Source organism: Microbacterium sp. LWH11-1.2 (genome assembly GCF_038397745.1).
Classification (GTDB): Bacteria; Actinomycetota; Actinomycetes; order Actinomycetales; family Microbacteriaceae; genus Microbacterium.
The window spans coordinates 2,365,749-2,380,965 of the sequence record NZ_CP151636.1 but is presented as its reverse complement, the minus strand read 5'-3'; the positions used below and the strand labels follow the sequence as shown (position 1 = coordinate 2,380,965).

At 71.2% G+C, this 15,217-nt stretch carries 14 protein-coding genes; 2 read left to right on the top strand and 12 right to left on the bottom strand.

Annotated elements, in window-relative coordinates; all coding sequences use genetic code 11:
* Positions 1 to 31: 31 nt before the first annotated feature.
* From msuE to MRBLWH11_RS11515, 6 genes are all read right to left on the bottom strand, one after another.
* Positions 32 to 601: an FMN reductase gene (msuE, locus tag MRBLWH11_RS11540; protein ID WP_116637036.1), complete on the bottom strand. Its 570-nt coding sequence runs from the start codon at positions 599 to 601 to the stop codon at positions 32 to 34.
* 72 nt (positions 602 to 673) lie between these two features.
* Positions 674 to 1,510, bottom strand: a complete 837-nt coding sequence (locus tag MRBLWH11_RS11535; protein WP_341944974.1) for an aldo/keto reductase — start codon at positions 1,508 to 1,510, stop codon at positions 674 to 676.
* The gene (locus tag MRBLWH11_RS11530; protein ID WP_341944973.1) at positions 1,507 to 2,724 is read right to left on the bottom strand and encodes a heparan-alpha-glucosaminide N-acetyltransferase domain-containing protein; all 1,218 of its coding nucleotides are present in this window, start codon (positions 2,722 to 2,724) and stop codon (positions 1,507 to 1,509) included. The genes MRBLWH11_RS11535 and MRBLWH11_RS11530 overlap by 4 nt, the downstream gene beginning before the upstream one ends.
* Positions 2,725 to 2,766: 42 nt before the next feature.
* Positions 2,767 to 3,057, bottom strand: coding sequence for a transcriptional regulator (locus MRBLWH11_RS11525; RefSeq protein WP_341944972.1), 291 nt, complete (start codon positions 3,055 to 3,057; stop codon positions 2,767 to 2,769).
* Positions 3,050 to 3,724, bottom strand: a complete 675-nt coding sequence (locus MRBLWH11_RS11520; protein ID WP_341944971.1) for a hypothetical protein — start codon at positions 3,722 to 3,724, stop codon at positions 3,050 to 3,052. Before MRBLWH11_RS11520 ends, MRBLWH11_RS11525 begins: the two co-directional genes overlap by 8 nt.
* Positions 3,724 to 4,494 (bottom strand): CPBP family intramembrane glutamic endopeptidase, encoded by a 771-nt coding sequence (locus MRBLWH11_RS11515; RefSeq protein WP_341944970.1) that lies wholly within the window; start codon positions 4,492 to 4,494, stop codon positions 3,724 to 3,726. Before MRBLWH11_RS11515 ends, MRBLWH11_RS11520 begins: the two co-directional genes overlap by 1 nt.
* 68 nt (positions 4,495 to 4,562) lie before the next feature.
* Between MRBLWH11_RS11515 and hrpA the strand changes: the two genes are divergently transcribed.
* Together hrpA and MRBLWH11_RS11505 are read left to right on the top strand one after the other, a co-directional pair.
* Complete coding sequence (hrpA, locus tag MRBLWH11_RS11510) at positions 4,563 to 8,474, top strand: ATP-dependent RNA helicase HrpA (RefSeq protein WP_341944969.1); 3,912 nt, start codon at positions 4,563 to 4,565, stop codon at positions 8,472 to 8,474.
* 42 nt (positions 8,475 to 8,516) lie between these two features.
* Entirely contained in the window at positions 8,517 to 9,461 is a 945-nt protein-coding gene (locus MRBLWH11_RS11505; RefSeq protein WP_341944968.1) for an NADP-dependent oxidoreductase, read from the top strand.
* 15 nt (positions 9,462 to 9,476) lie between these two features.
* Here the strand turns inward: MRBLWH11_RS11505 and MRBLWH11_RS11500 are convergent, their stop codons facing one another.
* The 6 genes from MRBLWH11_RS11500 to MRBLWH11_RS11475 are packed head-to-tail and all read right to left on the bottom strand — an operon-like array spanning position 9,477 to position 15,189.
* On the bottom strand, positions 9,477 to 10,082 hold the full coding sequence (locus MRBLWH11_RS11500) for an alkylhydroperoxidase domain protein (protein ID WP_341944967.1): 606 nt from the start codon (positions 10,080 to 10,082) through the stop codon (positions 9,477 to 9,479).
* A complete protein-coding gene (locus MRBLWH11_RS11495) occupies positions 10,079 to 10,705 on the bottom strand; it encodes a CMD domain protein (RefSeq protein WP_341944966.1) in 627 nt (208 codons plus the stop codon). The genes MRBLWH11_RS11500 and MRBLWH11_RS11495 overlap by 4 nt, the downstream gene beginning before the upstream one ends.
* The gene (locus MRBLWH11_RS11490) at positions 10,702 to 11,721 is read right to left on the bottom strand and encodes a putative FMN-dependent luciferase-like monooxygenase (protein ID WP_341944965.1); all 1,020 of its coding nucleotides are present in this window, start codon (positions 11,719 to 11,721) and stop codon (positions 10,702 to 10,704) included. Before MRBLWH11_RS11490 ends, MRBLWH11_RS11495 begins: the two co-directional genes overlap by 4 nt.
* Positions 11,718 to 13,334 carry an ABC transporter ATP-binding protein gene (locus MRBLWH11_RS11485; protein ID WP_341944964.1) on the bottom strand — a complete coding sequence of 539 codons (1,617 nt, stop codon included), beginning with the start codon at positions 13,332 to 13,334 and terminating at the stop codon, positions 11,718 to 11,720. The genes MRBLWH11_RS11490 and MRBLWH11_RS11485 overlap by 4 nt, the downstream gene beginning before the upstream one ends.
* Entirely contained in the window at positions 13,331 to 14,224 is an 894-nt protein-coding gene (locus MRBLWH11_RS11480; protein ID WP_341944963.1) for an ABC transporter permease, read from the bottom strand. The genes MRBLWH11_RS11485 and MRBLWH11_RS11480 overlap by 4 nt, the downstream gene beginning before the upstream one ends.
* Positions 14,221 to 15,189, bottom strand: coding sequence for an ABC transporter permease (locus MRBLWH11_RS11475; RefSeq protein ID WP_116637000.1), 969 nt, complete (start codon positions 15,187 to 15,189; stop codon positions 14,221 to 14,223). The genes MRBLWH11_RS11480 and MRBLWH11_RS11475 overlap by 4 nt, the downstream gene beginning before the upstream one ends.
* Positions 15,190 to 15,217 lie beyond the last annotated feature (28 nt).

Genomic DNA, 15,217 nt, shown 5'->3' with positions numbered 1-15,217 from the left:
GGACTCACGCTACGCCGCCCCGGCCGCGAGATCAGGAGACGAGAAGCTCCACGGGTCGGGAGGCCGCGTAGCCCACGAGGGGCAGCGCGCGCTCGGCCGCGAGCGAGATGCGCGACTGCAGGATCTCGGACGTGATCTCGTAGCCGTCGAAGTCGGTGTCGCTCGCGTAGACGCCGAGCGGGAGCGTGAGGGCCTGGAAGAAGCCGAACAGCGGTCGCAGCTGGTGCTCGATGATCAGGGCGTGTCGCTCACCGCCGCCGGTGGCCGCCAGCAGCACCGGCTTGCCGACCAGGTCGTACTGCCCCACGAAGTCGAAGAGGTGCTTGAAGAGCCCGGTGAACGATGCCCGGTAGACGGGGCTCCCGACGATCAGCAGGTCGGCGGTCTCGATCGCGCGCAGCTGCTCCTCGACCTCGGCAGGGAGCTGGTCGCGGCGGAGAGCCCCGGCGAGGCCCGGCCCGATCTGCGTCAGCTCGATGAGCTGCGACTCGATGGGGGCGCGCTCTGCGATGGCGGCCGTGATCGCGCGGACGAGGGCGGTCGTCTTGCTCGGCTCGTGCAGGGAACCCGACACGGCGACGACGCGGAACGGAGCTGTCATGACCTCGACGGTACCCACGACGACGCCCCGTGTCGCGGAGAGCGACACGGGGCGTCATGTGAGCCGTGCGGGTCAGTTCACCTCGTCGGGATGCGAACCGACGCGACCCGAGCCGTCGAGGGGGTCGAGTGCGTCGATGGCCGCGACCTCCGCGTCGGTCAGCGTGAAGCCGAAGACGTCGAGGTTCTCCCGCAGGCGCTCGGCGCGCACCGACTTCGGGAACACGATGATGCCCTTCTGCAGGTGCCAGCGGAGCACCGCCTGCGCGGGCGTGACGCCATGCACCGCGGCGGCGTCGGCCACGGCGGGCGTGCCGAACAGGTCGTACTTGCCCTGGCCGAGCGGACCCCACGCCTCGGTGCGGATGCCGTGCTCGTCGGACCACGCGACGACGTCGCGCTGCTGGTAGGCCGGGTGCAGCTCGATCTGGTTGACGGCCGGCACGACGCCGGTCTCGTTCACCACGCGCTCGAGGTGCGGCACCAGGAAGTTCGAGACGCCGATGCTGCGGGTGAGGCCCGCCTCGCGCAGCTCGACGAGCTTCTCGAACGCGTGCACGTAGTCGTCCTTCGCGGGGGTCGGCCAGTGCACGAGGTACAGGTCGACGCTCTCGAGCCGGAGCTTGTCCAGGCTCTCGGCGATCGCCGCGCGCGGCTCCTCGTCGTGGTGGCGGTCGTTCCACAGCTTCGTCGTGACGAACAGCTCGTCACGGGCGATGCCGGATGCCGCGATCGCCGCGCCGACGCCTTCTTCGTTGCCGTAGATCGCCGCGGTGTCGATGTGGCGGTAGCCGATCTCCAGCGCCTCGCTCACCGCGCGCTCTGTCTCTGCCGGCGGCACCTTGAAGACGCCGTAGCCGAGCTGCGGGATGGAGTTGCCGTCGTTCAGTTCGAGTGCAGGAATGGTCATGATTCCAGCCTATGACCTGTGATGACAGGCGAGGTCGGAATCGCGGCCATCGCCGCCGCTCCGCGCCCCAGGAGTCGCTCGAGGGGGCCGCGTCCCAGGAACATCGACCAGAGCGTCGTCACGAGCAGAAGGCCGATCGCCGTCAGACCCCAGAACGAGTTGCTCGTGGAGAAGCCGCCGGGACCCGCGACCATCATGATCGAGACCACGTGCAGGCTGTATGCCGACAGCGGCATGGAGCCGAGCGCTCCGAGCGGCAGCAGGGGCCAGCGCAGCGGCCGGCTGAGCAGGAGACAGAGAGCGATGACGGCGAGCGCGAAGCCACCGGAGCCGATCACCTCGGCCGTCCCTCCGCTGTGCGGGTCGACCGCGAGCAGCGCGCCGATGACTGCCCGGAGCGGATCGTCCTGCGCGAGCGCCTGCGCGTAGCCCTCCCAACCGCTCTTCATGACGCCCGAGCCGCGCTCGAGGGCGACGGAGGCGCCGAGTGCCTGACCGGCGGCTCCCAGACCGTAGCCCGCGACGGCGAGCCCGATGCCGACGCCGAGCGCGATCACGGCGGTGCGGATGCGCTCGGGGTGCAGGCGACCGAGCGCCATGCCGCCCAGCACCAGCGCCATCCAGACCGTGAGGGGATACGACCCGTAGAGCACGAAGCCGATGCCGGCGCCGTACGGATGCAGCGTGACGGCGGCCAGGAACGCCAGCAGGGGCGGCCCCGCGAGCGCGAGCACCCCGGCGCCGAGCAGCAGCTGCCACGGCCGCCAGCGCAGGAACGGGATGACCGCGACGTAGATCAGTCCGTAGAGCGTGAGGATCACCGCGATGGGGGTGTTCAGCATCTCGAGGGCGAGGCCGATCGCGAAGATCACCGCACCGCGTCCGACCAGCCGCAGACGGATGTCGGGGAGGCGCTCTCGTTCCGGCACCGTCGAGCGGCCCGTCATCAGCGCGATCGAGACTCCCGCGAGGACGGCGAAGAGGATCGAGGAGCGCCCGTGCACGAGATCCGTCCAGGTGGTCGGGTCCGTCCAGTCGAACGCCTCGGTCTCGCCGATGTGCGCCCCGGCCATGCCGAGGATCGCGAGCCCTCGTGCGACGTCGAGTCCGAGGATGCGGGGCGGGCGCCCGAATCCGCGGAGCCAGCGCAGCGGGCGCAGGGCGATCGGGGTTCGCGCGCGCTCCGGGGCGGGCGGCAGCTCTGTCGTCGTCACCCGACGATCGTAGGGCCCTGCACTGTGGATGGGGTGCGGAGGTCACCCGCCCAGCACGGCGCGCAGCGCCTCGGTGTAGGCCTCGAACGCCCGCCTCCCCCGCGGAGTGAGCGCGAGGTAGGTGACCGGCGTCCGTCCCCGATGCGTCTTCTCGACCGTGACGTAGCCGGCATCCTCCAGCTTGCGCAGATGCGTGGAGAGGTTGCCCGCCGTCATGTCGAGCAGCTCCTGCAGGCGCGGGAACGCGATGCTGTCGGCGGGTTCCAGCGTCGCGAGCGCCGCGGTGATCCGCAGCCGCGCGGCGGCATGGATCACCGGGTCGAGCTCAACCACGGCGTGCTCCTGCCAGGGGACGGCGCAGTCGGGCGAGGTGGCGGAACGACAGCACCGCCAGAACGAGGAAGCCGAATCCGCCGCCGACGGCCAGCACCAGGAGGACGGCGGGGTACCCGAAGAACGGCGCCGCCGCGGCGACCACGACGATCCACCCGCCGAGGATCAGCATCGGCACCGCTCGCCAGACGGCGGCCCCCACGACGAACATGAGCCCGGCGAAAAGCACGAGCGCCGTGGGGAAGAAGATGCGCGCGAGCGCGGCGTCCATGCCGTTCGCGAGCAGGCCGAGCCCGAGGACGACGATCGCGACGGTGCCGACGCTCCAGGTGCAGCCGTAGACGATCGCCGGGAACGCCGTCGCCGCGTCACGGCGCATGCCGCGTCCCGAACGAGCGCCCAGCACCGCCGAGAGGACGATCGCGCCGACGATCAGCGCCACGGCGATCGTGAGGGCCACGACCGGCGGCACGGTGAGACCAGGACGCATCCCGTCGATCGACCACAGCGATCCGAGACCGACGAGCCACGCGACGCCCCACGCGGTGAGCAGCACGGGCACGAAGGCCGCGATCCGACCCTCCATGCTGCGCTGTTGGGCCTGCATCAGCGCGAGCATCTCCGCCGGCGCGAGCGCCTCTTCCTCAGGGTTCGACGACTCGACCATCAGACGGCTCCGTTCACGGGCAGGCCCATCATGACGAAGACGAGCACGGGAAGGGTGAAGAACAGGTTGACCAGCCCGTGCGCGAGGACCAGGGGCATCAGCCGGCGCTGACGCCGATAGATGAGCCCGGATCCCGCGCCCCACACGAAGAAGGCGCAGACGAACGCGAGCACTGCTGCGGGTGTGGGCGCGTACCAGATGTGCTGCGTGGCGAAGAGCGCCGCGGGCACGAGGATCGCGAGGGTCGTCGGCCAGCGCCTGTCGAGCTCGCCCTGGGCGTAGCCGCGATACACGAGTTCCTCGACCGGGGCGTTCAGCGGCGCGAAGCTGAGCACCCCGACGACCGCGATGACGCTCCAGGTGACGGGATCGAGAGCCGGGATGCTTGCCGGGTCGAAGAAGATCGTCTCCATCCGGACGAAGATCTCGCTGCCGTACTGCAGCCAGACGACGAGCATGATCGTGGCGACGAACGGCAGATACATCACCACGAGCCACAGCAGCCCCCAGAGGAGGTCGCGTCCGAGGCGCCGCGGCTCATAGCCGAGGAGCTCCCGGACGGTACGCCCCTCGCGTCGCAGCAGCCGCGCGACGAGCAGGAGGCAGACCACGTTGACGGGGAGCATCGCGACGACCGCGAGCATCGGCGGCGGCGGGAAGGCGAGGTCGACCTCATCGATCCGGGCGACGAGCCAGACCGAGACGGATGCCGCCGCGACGAGAGCGACCCGCAGCACCGGCAGTCCGATCGCCCATCTCCGTGTCGTCATACTTACTTTGTATCTCAAAGTGCTTTGCAAGGCAATGGCATCCATGATCCGTCATACGATGGAGGGCTATGTCTGCGTCCCTCCCCCTCATCTCCTATCCCCCGGAGCTGCCCGTCAGCGCGGCCAGGGAGGAGATCGCCGACGCCATCCGCGACAACCAGGTCGTCATCGTCGCCGGCGCGACCGGATCGGGCAAGACGACGCAGCTGCCGAAGATCGCGCTCGAGCTCGGCCGCACCCGTATCGCGCACACTCAGCCGCGACGTCTGGCCGCCCGCACGATCGCCGAGCGCGTGGCGGAGGAGCTCCAGGTCGAGCTGGGCACGCTCGTCGGCTACAAGGTGCGCTTCACCGACAAGGTGTCCGACGAGACCCGCGTCGCGCTGATGACCGACGGCATCCTCCTCAACGAGATCCATCGCGATCGGCTGCTCACCCGCTACGACACGATCATCATCGACGAGGCGCACGAGCGCTCGCTCAACGTCGACTTCCTGATCGGATACCTGGTGCGCATCCTGCCCGAGCGTCCCGATCTCAAGGTGATCATCACCTCCGCGACGATCGATCCGGAGAGCTTCGCGAAGCACTTCGCCCCGGAGGGCGGCGCCCCCGCGCCGATCATCGAGGTCTCCGGCCGCACGTATCCCGTCGAGATCCGCTACCGCGCGCAGACCGACGAGACCGAGGAAGAGGACGAGGTGTCGGCGATCGTCGCGGCCCTCCGCGAACTCGACCGCGAGGAGCCCGGCGACGTGCTCGTCTTCCTGCCGGGCGAGGCCGAGATCCGGGACGCCGCGGACGCCGTGCGCGGCGCCTACGCGAAGGATCGCTCCCCGACCGAGGTCCTCCCCCTCTACGGACGCCTGTCGGCGGCCGAACAGCACCGGGTCTTCGAGCGCAGCCGCGTGGCGGGCGTGCGCCGCCGGGTGATCCTCGCCACGAACGTCGCCGAGACGAGCCTCACGGTTCCCGGCATCCGGTACGTGATCGACACCGGCACGGCCCGCATCTCGCGCTACAGCAACCGCTCCAAGGTGCAGCAGCTCCCGATCGAGGCGATCTCGCAGGCCTCGGCGAATCAGCGCTCGGGTCGCGCCGGACGGACGAGCGACGGCATCGCCATCCGCCTGTACGCGGAGGAGGACTTCGAGAAGCGTCCGGAGTTCACCGAACCCGAGATCCTGCGCACCTCGCTGGCCTCGGTCATCCTGCAGATGCTGTCGCTCGGCTTCGGCGACATCACCGCCTTCCCGTTCCTCACCCCGCCGGACTCGCGGGGCGTGAAGGCCGCCTTCGACCTGCTCACCGAGCTCGGCGCGGTGGAGCCGTCGCGGCGCGACGATTCCCCTCACCTCACGCGCGTCGGCCGCGAGATCTCCCGCATGCCGATCGACCCGCGATTCGCACGGATGCTGATCGAGGCGGGGCGCCCTTCGACAGGCTCAGGGACCCAGGTCGTGCACGACGTCCTGCCGATCGTGTCGGGTCTGACGATCCAGGACGTCAGGGAGCGCCCGGAGGAGCGACGCGAGGAGGCCGACCGCCTGCACGCGCGCTTCGTCGACCCGACGAGCGACTTCCTCACGCTCCTCAACCTCTGGAACCACCTGCGGGAGCAGCAGCGCGAGCTCGGATCGAGCGCTTTCCGCCGCCTCTGCCGCTCCGAGCACCTCAACTACGTGCGCGTGCGCGAGTGGTTCGACGTGCACCGCCAGTTGAGCACCCTGGTCAAGGACGCGAGGAAGGGCTCAGGGACCTCGCAGGGCGCTTCCGATCCGGACGCGATCCACCGCGCACTGCTGTCGGGACTGCTCTCGCAGATCGGCATCCTCGACGAGCGCACCGCACCGGCGGGCAAGTCCCACTCCCCCGCCAAGGAGCCGAAGGGGCGGCGCATCGCCGAGTACCGCGGCGCCCGCGGCATCCGCTTCTCGATCTTCCCCGGCTCCGGGCTGCGCAAGAAGAGCCCGCAGGCGGTGATGGCGGCGGAGATCGTCGAGACATCGCGCACGTTCGCGCGCACGGTGGCCGCGATCGATCCGGCGTGGGCCGAGCCCCTCGCCGGCGACCTCGCCAAGCGGCAGGTCACCGAGCCGCACTGGTCGAAGGATGCCGGTGCCGCCGTCGCCTTCGAGAAGGTCACGCTGTTCGGCGTCGAGATCATCCCCCGACGTCGCGTGCAGTTCGCGCGCATCGACCGGGCGGCGTCGCGCGAGCTCTTCGTGCGACACGCGCTCGTCGAGGGCGAATGGGATCCGACGCGCATCGACAAGCGGGTCAGTGCGTTCTGGCGCAGCAACGCCGAACTCCGCAAGCGTCTGGAGAAGCTCGAGGAGCGGGAGCGGCGCCGCGACATCCTCGCCGGCGATGAGGCCGTCTTCCGCTTCTACGACGAGCGGATCCCGCCTGAGGTGTTCGACGTGCGCTCCTTCGAGGCCTGGTGGCGCGAGGCGCTGCAGGCTACACCGAAGCTTCTGGTCATGCGCGAGGCCGATCTGCTCGACGACGAGGCCCGAGCCGATCAGAGCGAGTTCCCGACGCGCTGGAACCAGGGCGATCAGGTGCTCGGTCTCGCGTACCGGTTCGAGCCCGGAGCCGCCGACGACGGCGTGAGCGTGGTCGTGCCCCTTCCCCTGCTCGCGCAGATCGAGGACCGCGGCTTCGACTGGCAGGTGCCGGGCCTCCGCGCCGAGCTGGTCACCGGCCTCCTGCGCGCCCTGCCCAAGGCGATCCGCCGTCACGTCGTCCCCGCCGCGGACTGGGCAGAGAAGTTCGGGGCCGAGCTCGCGGACCAGGGCCCGGAGAACCACGGCGGCCTGCCGCCGCGCACGCTCAAGGAGGCGCTCGCGCGACTGATCCAGCCGCTGGCCAACCAGCTCGTCACGGCGAAGGACTTCGAGGACCAACGCGTCCCCGCACACCTGCGGATGAACTTCCGTGCCGTCGACGAACGGGGCCGGGTCGCCGGATCGGACCGCGACCTGCGCGCCCTGCAGACGCAGCTCTCCGATCGGGCCCGCAGCAGTGTCGCCCGATCGATCGCCGCCCCTCCGCGCACTTCCGGACCGCTGAGGGTATCGAGCGATCCAGCCCCGAAGATCGAGCAGACCGGCCTCACGGCCTGGACCGTCGGAGATCTCCCCGAGGTGCTCGACACGCGCGTGGCGGGCGGCGTGGTGCGCGGCTATCCGGCGATCGTCGACCAGGGCAAGACCGTGTCGGTGCGCGTCGAGTCGACGGCGGATGCCGCGGCGGCGGCGACCCGCGCCGGGGTGCTGCGACTGGTCCTGCTCGGCGTCCCCTCTCCCTCGTCCTACGTGCAGGAGCACCTCACCAGCCAGGAGAAGCTCGCGCTGGCGGCGTCGCCGTACCAGACCGCGGCCGCCCTGATCGAGGACTGCCGGGCGGCGGTCGCGCGACGGGTGATCGATGCGGCGACCGACGGCAGCGGGATCGTGCGCAGCGAGTCGGAGTTCACCCGCGTGCGCGACGCCGTCTCCGCCTCTCTCGTCGACGACCTGTTCGCCTGCGTCTCGCTGGTCGCCCGCGTCCTGACGAAGGCCAGGGAGGTCGAGCGCGGGATCAAGGCGCAGAACTCCCTCGCGCTCCTCGGGCCGCTGAACGACATCCGCACGCAGTTGTCGGGCCTGCTGCACCCGGGATTCGTCTCGGCGGCCGGCGTCGAGCGGCTCGCGCACTTCCCGCGCTATCTCGAGGGCATGCTCGACCGCCTGAAGACCCTGACGAACGAGCCGGGCAAGGACCGCGCTCGCATGACGGAGTTCGAGCGGATGGCGAAGGCCTTCGAGGACGCGGGCGGCACGACCCCCCTCGCCGCGGATGCCGCGCCCGCTCTGTTCGAGGTGCGCTGGCTCCTGGAGGAGTACCGGATCAGCGTGTTCGCGCAGCGCCTCGGCACCGCGCAGGCGGTCTCGCCGCAGCGCATCATGAAGGCACTCGCCGGCAACGGTCGTTGAGCGAGCGCCAGCGAGACGAAACGCGGCGAGTACCCTGAATCCATGGCACGCGCGATCGTCTACACCGAGTTCGGATCCCCCGCAGTCCTTCACCAGATCGAGGTCCCCGACCCCGTCGCAGCACGCGGCGAGGTGGTCGTGCGGATCGAGGCCGCCGGTGTGAACCCGATCGACGCGAAGCTGCGCAGCCGCAAGCGCCCGTCGCCGGACATCACCGAGCCGCGGCCGGTCGGCTTCGACGGCGCAGGCGTCGTCGAGGTCCTCGGCGAAGGGGTCGACGACTTCGCGGTCGGCGACCGAGTCGCGATCCGTGATGCGCTCGGCACCTACGCCTCGGCGCTGGCGATCCCGACCGGGAAGCTCGTCGCCCTTCCGGATGCCGTGACCGCGGCCGAGGGAGCGGCGATCGGCATCCCTGCGGGCACCGCCTACCAGGCGCTGCGATCGCTCGGCGTGACCGATGGCGACGTGCTGCTCGTCCACGCCGGCTCCGGCGCCGTGGGGCAGGCCGCCGTGCAGTTCGCCGTGGCCTGGGGCGCGACGGTGATCGCCACCGCGAGCCCCGCGCGCCACGATCAGCTGCGCGAGCTCGGAGCCATCCCGATCTCCTACGACGCGGGCCTCCTGGAGCGCGTGCGAGAGGCCGCACCTGCTCCGGTCACGGTCGTCCTGGACTGCGCGGGCACCGACGAGGCGATCGAGACCTCTCTCGCCCTCGTCGCGGACCGGGACCGGATCGCGACGATCGTGCGGGGGCCGGATGCCGCGTCGTTCGGCATCCGCGCGTTCTCCGGGGGCTCCCCCGTGCCCCTGACCGACGAGGAGCTCGCCTGGCGTGCCGAGGCGCTCCCGAAGACCGTCGAGCTGCTCGCGGCCGGCGACTTCACGATCGAGCTCGGCCCGGAGCTTCCGCTCGCCGAAGCGGCGCAGGCCCATGAGCTCATGGAATCCGGCGCCGCCCCGGGCAAGATCATCCTCGTCCCCTAGGCCGAGGCTCGCGCGTCACGCCGGGGCGACCGGCCGTCCGATCGACAGCATCAGCCGGTTCGCCCAGTTGAAGAAGGCCGCACCGTGGATGACGTCGGCGATCTCCAGGTCGTCGAGGCCGGCCGCACGGAGCCGCGCGATCTCGGCCTCCCCGAAGGCGCCGGGCGTGTCGGTGAGGGCGACGGATGCCGCGACGACGGCGTTCCACCGCTCGCCGAGGTCCGCCTCCACGCCCTCGTCGAGCAGGCGGTCGACATCGTCGACGCGCTTGCCGTGGTGGGCCGCGAAGCGCGCGTGCACCGAGGCGCAGAACACGCACCCGTTGCGACGCGAGGCCGCCGTCGCCGCGAGCTCGCGCTCGGCCCGAGGAAGACCCTCGGCGACGTTGTAGAAGATGTCCTTGTCGACGAGCGTCCGCGCCTTCAGGATCTCGGGGTCACGGGCGAGCAGACGGAAGTAGTCGTTTTTGGCCCGGGCCGCATCGACGAGTCCGTCGTAGTGGCGCTCGGTGAGCTCGTCCTCGGCCAGCGGCGAGAGGTGCGGCAGCCAGCCGACTTCGCCACGGGTGAAGGCGTGCGGGTGCGGGGCGTCGTGCGTGAGCACGCTCTGGTCGACGGTCAAGCTGCCTCCTCCTCGGAATCGGTCTGCGCGGTCGACCGGAGACCGGCGGCGGCGAGCACCCGGAGCCCCGTGATGACCCGCTGCTGGAAAGCCAGGAAGGAGACCAGCTGCGACAGCGTGACGATGCCGTCGGCCGACCACCCGGCGGCGAGCAGTCGACCGATGTCGGCCGACGACGCCTCCCGCGGACGGAACACCAGCAGATGCGTGTGCGCCAGAGCCGCGGCGACCCGGCTGCCGAGCGCCTCGGCCGCGGCATCCGACGGCGTGTAGCGCTCGCCCTCTGTGCTCTCGCTCTGCAGGCCGCGCTCGGTGTACGCGCCGAACGGTCCCTCGACCGCGGCGTCCGACGCCTCTGCCAGCACGACGGCCGCGCGATGCGGGTCGGCGGCGAGCGCGCGGTCGGCGTAGAACGTCCCTGTCGCGTCGGAGCTGCCGGCGAGTCGGGTGGCGAACGCGGCGACGAGCTCGCGCTCCGCCTGCGAGACGTGCTCGTCCGAGACGGGACGGAACAGCGCGTCGAAGCTCGCCTGCAGCTGCTCCCTGGTGACGGGGCGACGACGACGCAGTGCATCGAGCGCCGGCGTCACCCCCGCGATCTGATCGACGATGTCGTGCGTCATGCCTTCTCCTTGATGGTGTCGGTGAGTGCGTAGCCGAGCGCGGGCGCGACCTGCTCGGCGAAGAGCTCGATCGAACGCAGCACGTGGTCGTGCGGGGCGTCGACCGAGTGGACCTGGAACGCGATCTCCGTCGCGCGGGCGAGGGTGGTGTCGGCGGCGAGCGACTCCGCCACCTCCTCCGGCGTGCCGAGGTGCGTGTCGAGCGCGACGATCAGCTCGTCGATGCTGTCGCCGGGGATCGTCTGACCCTGTCGGCGGAACCCCTCGGCCGCCCGCCGCAGCCCGACCTCGGCGAAGCGCAGCGCCTCGGCCCGGTCATCGGCGACGAACACGGTGCGAGAGGCGGTGATGCGCGGCGTCGACCCCTCGGGAAGAGCCTCGAGGTACGCGTCGATGATCGGATCCTGCAGCGCCGACAGCGGCGCATGCAGGGCGTCGTCGCGGCGGGGCTGCGTGCGAGAGAGCAGCAGTCCGTGCCCGTGGATGCCGGCGCGGTGGCCGCCCGGAGCCGAGAAGGTGGCCTGCCAGACACGGTCGGAGAGGTCAGCGGCATCCGGGTAGAGCGTGTTGCCGGCGCCGATGTCGCGGCCGTTCAGCGCGTCGAGCAGCACCGCGAGCTTGCGATCATAGGTCGGCGCCTTGTCGCGCACGTCCTCCCCGAAGGGCACGAACGACGATGGCGTGCCGCCGCTGCCGAGCCCCAGGTCGATCCGTCCGTCGGACAGCAGGTCGGCGACCACGGCGTCTTCGGCCACGCGCACCGGATCCTCCAGCGGCAGGGTGATCACTCCCGTCCCCAGCCGGATGCGCGAGGTGCGGGCCGCGATGCTCGCGAGGAACACCAGGGGCGAGGGGAGACCGCCCTCCGCCGCGCGGAAGTGGTGCTGCGCGACCCATGCCCGTCCGATGCCGACGCTCTCGGCCTGCTGGATCTGCGCGGCCGCGAGGGCGTAGCGCTCCGCGGGCGAGGCGTCGTCGAGCAGACGGGTGAAGAACGCGACGGTGGGGGCGGTCATGCGGGGATCTCCGTTCGACCGGGCACCGCAGCCAGCAGCTCCCGGGTGTAGTCGTGCTGCGGGTCGTGGAACAGCTCTTCGGTCGGGCCCTCCTCCACGATCCGGCCGCGGCGCATGACCGAGACCGTGTGGCTGATCCGGCGCACGACGGCGAGGTCGTGCGAGATGAACAGGTAGGTGAGGCCGAGCTCGGCCTGCAGCGAGGTGAGCAGCTCGAGGATGCGCGCCTGCACAGTCACGTCGAGCGCCGACACCGCCTCGTCGAGGACGACGATCTCCGGGTCGATCGCGAGGGCGCGAGCGATCGCCACGCGCTGGCGCTGCCCGCCGGACAGCTCCTGCGGAGTGCGTCGCGCGACGTCGGCGGGCAGCGAGACCCGGTCGATCAGCGCGAGCGCACGTGCACGCTGGTCGGCTCGCGAACCCTGGCGGAAGTTCCGCAGCGGCTCGGCGACGATGTCCGCGATCTGCTGGCGCGGATCGAGCGACGCGAAGGGGTTCTGGTACACGAGCTGGATGCGGCGGCGCAGCGCCCGCAGGTGCTCGCGCGACGCCCGCGTCACATCGTCGCCCGCGATCTCGATCGTGCCGGCATCCGGCTGCTGGAAGCGCGTGACGAGCCGGGCGGTCGTGGTCTTCCCCGAGCCGGACTCCCCCACGAGCGCATGCGTCGTGCCCTTGCGCACACGGAACGACACGTCGTCCACGGCACGGAACCGCTCGCGTCCGCCGACCCGGAACTCCTTCACGAGCCCCTCGGCCACGATCGCGTAGGGGTTCTCGGCCGCGACCGCGGCCGCATCGCGGAGGAACGGCGGTGCGTCCGGACGGCGGAAGCCCGTCGTGAACGCGGGAGCATCGGCGAGGAGCTGCTTCGTGTAGGCGTCGGACGGAGCGGCGAGCACGTCCTCGCTCGCGCCCTGTTCGACGATCCGGCCGTCCTTCAGCACGACCAGCCGTCCTGCGCGGTCGGCGGCGACGCCGAGGTCGTGCGTCACGAGCAGGATGCTGGTGCCCTCATCGCGGCGCAGCTCGTCGAGCAGGTCGAGGACCTTGCGCTGCACCGTGGCGTCGAGGGCGCTCGTCGGCTCGTCGGCGATCAGCAGCCGGGGTCCCAGCGCGATCGCGGTGGCGATCAGCACGCGCTGCCGCATTCCGCCGGAGAGCTCATGCGGATACTGACGGGCGCGGAGGTCGGGATCGTCGATGCCGACGCGGTCGAGCAGCTCGATGACCCTGGCGCGGCGGGCCCTGCCGTCCCGATGCCCGTGCAGGCGCAGGATCTCCTCGACCTGCGCGCCGATGGGACGCACCGGGTCGAGCGAGGTCGTCGGATCCTGCGGCACGAGACCGATCTCCGGCCCCCGGATGCCGCGCAGAGCACGGTCCGACCAGCCGGAGATGTCGAGATCGCCGAGCCGCACGCTGCCGCCGTCCACACGCCCGCCTTGCGGCAGGAGCCCCAGGAGAGCGTGCGCGGTGGTGGACTTGCCGGATCCGGATTCGCCGACGAGCGCGAGCGTCTCGCCCTCCTGGATGTCGAACGAGACGCCGTGCACGACCTCGCGTCCGGCGTACGAGATCCGCAGATCGGTCGCTGCGAGGACGCTCATCGGGTGCTCCTTCCGAGTCGGTGGCTGATGCGGTTGGCGCTGAGCACCACGGCGACCACGACGAGACCCGGGAGGGCTGTGAGCCACCACGCCGTCCCGATGTAGTTGCGCCCCTCGGCGATCAGGAGTCCCCATTCGGGAGTGGGCGGCGGCGCGCCGTAGCCGAGGAAGCCGAGCGTCGAGATCGCGAGGATCGCCGTGCCGAACTGCAGGGCGGCGAGCGCCACGATGGGCGTGAGCGAGTTCGGGAGCACATGCCGGCGGAGCACCGAGAAGAAGGTGGCACCGCTGCCGTACGCCGCCTCGACGTACTCGGTGCGACGCACCCTGGCGACCTCGGCGCGCATGAGGCGCGCGAAGGCCGCGACGCTGCCCAGACCGACCGCGAGCGCGGCGTTCACCGTTCCGAAGCCGAGCAGGATGATCACCGAGAGCGACAGCAGCAGGCCGGGGATCGCGAGCAGCACGTCGACGACCCTCATCAGCACGTCGTCGAGGATGCCGCCGACGGCGCCGGCGACCGCGCCGATCAGGGTGCCGAGGCCGAGGCCGACGGTCACGGCGATGAGCGCGCCGGAGAGCGAGTGCACCGCGCCGTGGACGACGCGGCCGAACAGATCGCGACCGAGGGTGTCCGTGCCGAACCAGTGGGCGGCGCTCGGAGGCAGCAGCTTGTCGGCGGGGGCTCCGGTGAGCGGGTCGCCCGGCGCGAAGACCCCGGGGATCACGGCCCAGAGCACGGCCAGCACGACGACCGAGATCGCCAGGTACAGACCCCACGGCAGCGCCCGCAGCGGCCTCGCGGGGCGGACGGATGCCGGGGCGACGGCATCCTCCTCGGGTTCGGGGGCGACCGGGACGGGAAGAGTCGTGAGAACGGGGACGGTCATGCCGGGACCTCCTGCAGGGCGCGCGGTGCCGTCGCCCTCGCGACGCTCCGCTGGCGCGGGTCGATGAGCGGCGTCACGAGGTCGACCGCGAAGCTGATGAGCACGAAGCCCAGCGCCGACAGCAGCACCACGCCCTGCAGCACCGGGATGTCCTGGTTCGCCACGGCCTGCTCGGTGAGCCGGCCGACCCCGGTGCGACCGAACACGGTCTCCGTCACCACCGCGCCGCCGACGAGCTCGCCGAACAGGACGCCCGCGATCGTGAGCGTCGGCACGGCCGCGTTCCGGGCGACCGAGCGGGTGAGGACCCAGATCGGGGGTGCGCCCTTGGCCCGCACCACCGTGATGAACGGCTGGGCCTGCACCTGATCGATGCTGCGCACGAGCACCTGCGCGAGCGGTGCCGAGATCGGCACCGCGAGCGTGAGGACCGGGAGGACGAGCCCCGAGACCGGATCGGCGCCGACGATCGGCACCCAGCCGAGGCCGAAGGAGAACACCTGGATGAGCAGGATGCCGAGCCAGAAGACCGGCACCGCGACGAAAAGCCCGGGGATCTGCCGCAGACCGTCACGCAGCCAGGCGAAGCGCGCGAGCGATGAGAGCCCGGCGACGAGCACCGCGATCACGAGCGCCACGACCAGGCCGAGGAAGGCGAGGAGCAGCGTCGACGGCAGCGCCTCGCCGAGCATCGTGAGCACGGGAGTGCCGAACTGCGTCGAGTACCCGAAGTCCCCGGCCAGGAAGCCCAGGCCCGCGTGCAGATACTGCTGCCACCACGGCAGGTCCGCGCCGTAGGTCGCACGGATGCTGTCGAGCTGATCGGGTGAGAGCCCGAGGCTCGGGTCCGAGAACTTGATCAGGATCGCATCGCCCGGAAGCAGCTGCAGCAGGAAGAAGGTGGCCGTGAAGGCCGCGATCAGAACGATCGCGGCCTGCCCGGCTCGTCGGAGGACGAAGCTCATCGGTGCACCGTGCCCATCAGTCCGTGCT

Excerpts from the sequence above, each read along its gene's own strand:
- msuE (WP_116637036.1), bottom strand. The coding sequence starts at position 601 with ATGACAGCTCCGTTCCGCGTCGTCGCCGTGTCGGGTTCCCTGCACGAG.
- MRBLWH11_RS11535 (WP_341944974.1), bottom strand. The coding sequence starts at position 1,510 with ATGACCATTCCTGCACTCGAACTGAACGACGGCAACTCCATCCCGCAG.
- MRBLWH11_RS11520 (WP_341944971.1), bottom strand. The coding sequence starts at position 3,724 with ATGGTCGAGTCGTCGAACCCTGAGGAAGAGGCGCTCGCGCCGGCGGAG.
- MRBLWH11_RS11515 (WP_341944970.1), bottom strand. The coding sequence starts at position 4,494 with ATGACGACACGGAGATGGGCGATCGGACTGCCGGTGCTGCGGGTCGCT.
- hrpA (WP_341944969.1), top strand. The coding sequence starts at position 4,563 with ATGTCTGCGTCCCTCCCCCTCATCTCCTATCCCCCGGAGCTGCCCGTC.
- MRBLWH11_RS11505 (WP_341944968.1), top strand. The coding sequence starts at position 8,517 with ATGGCACGCGCGATCGTCTACACCGAGTTCGGATCCCCCGCAGTCCTT.
- MRBLWH11_RS11495 (WP_341944966.1), bottom strand. The coding sequence starts at position 10,705 with ATGACGCACGACATCGTCGATCAGATCGCGGGGGTGACGCCGGCGCTC.
- MRBLWH11_RS11490 (WP_341944965.1), bottom strand. The coding sequence starts at position 11,721 with ATGACCGCCCCCACCGTCGCGTTCTTCACCCGTCTGCTCGACGACGCC.
- MRBLWH11_RS11485 (WP_341944964.1), bottom strand. The coding sequence starts at position 13,334 with ATGAGCGTCCTCGCAGCGACCGATCTGCGGATCTCGTACGCCGGACGC.
- MRBLWH11_RS11480 (WP_341944963.1), bottom strand. The coding sequence starts at position 14,224 with ATGACCGTCCCCGTTCTCACGACTCTTCCCGTCCCGGTCGCCCCCGAA.
- MRBLWH11_RS11475 (WP_116637000.1), bottom strand. The coding sequence starts at position 15,189 with ATGAGCTTCGTCCTCCGACGAGCCGGGCAGGCCGCGATCGTTCTGATC.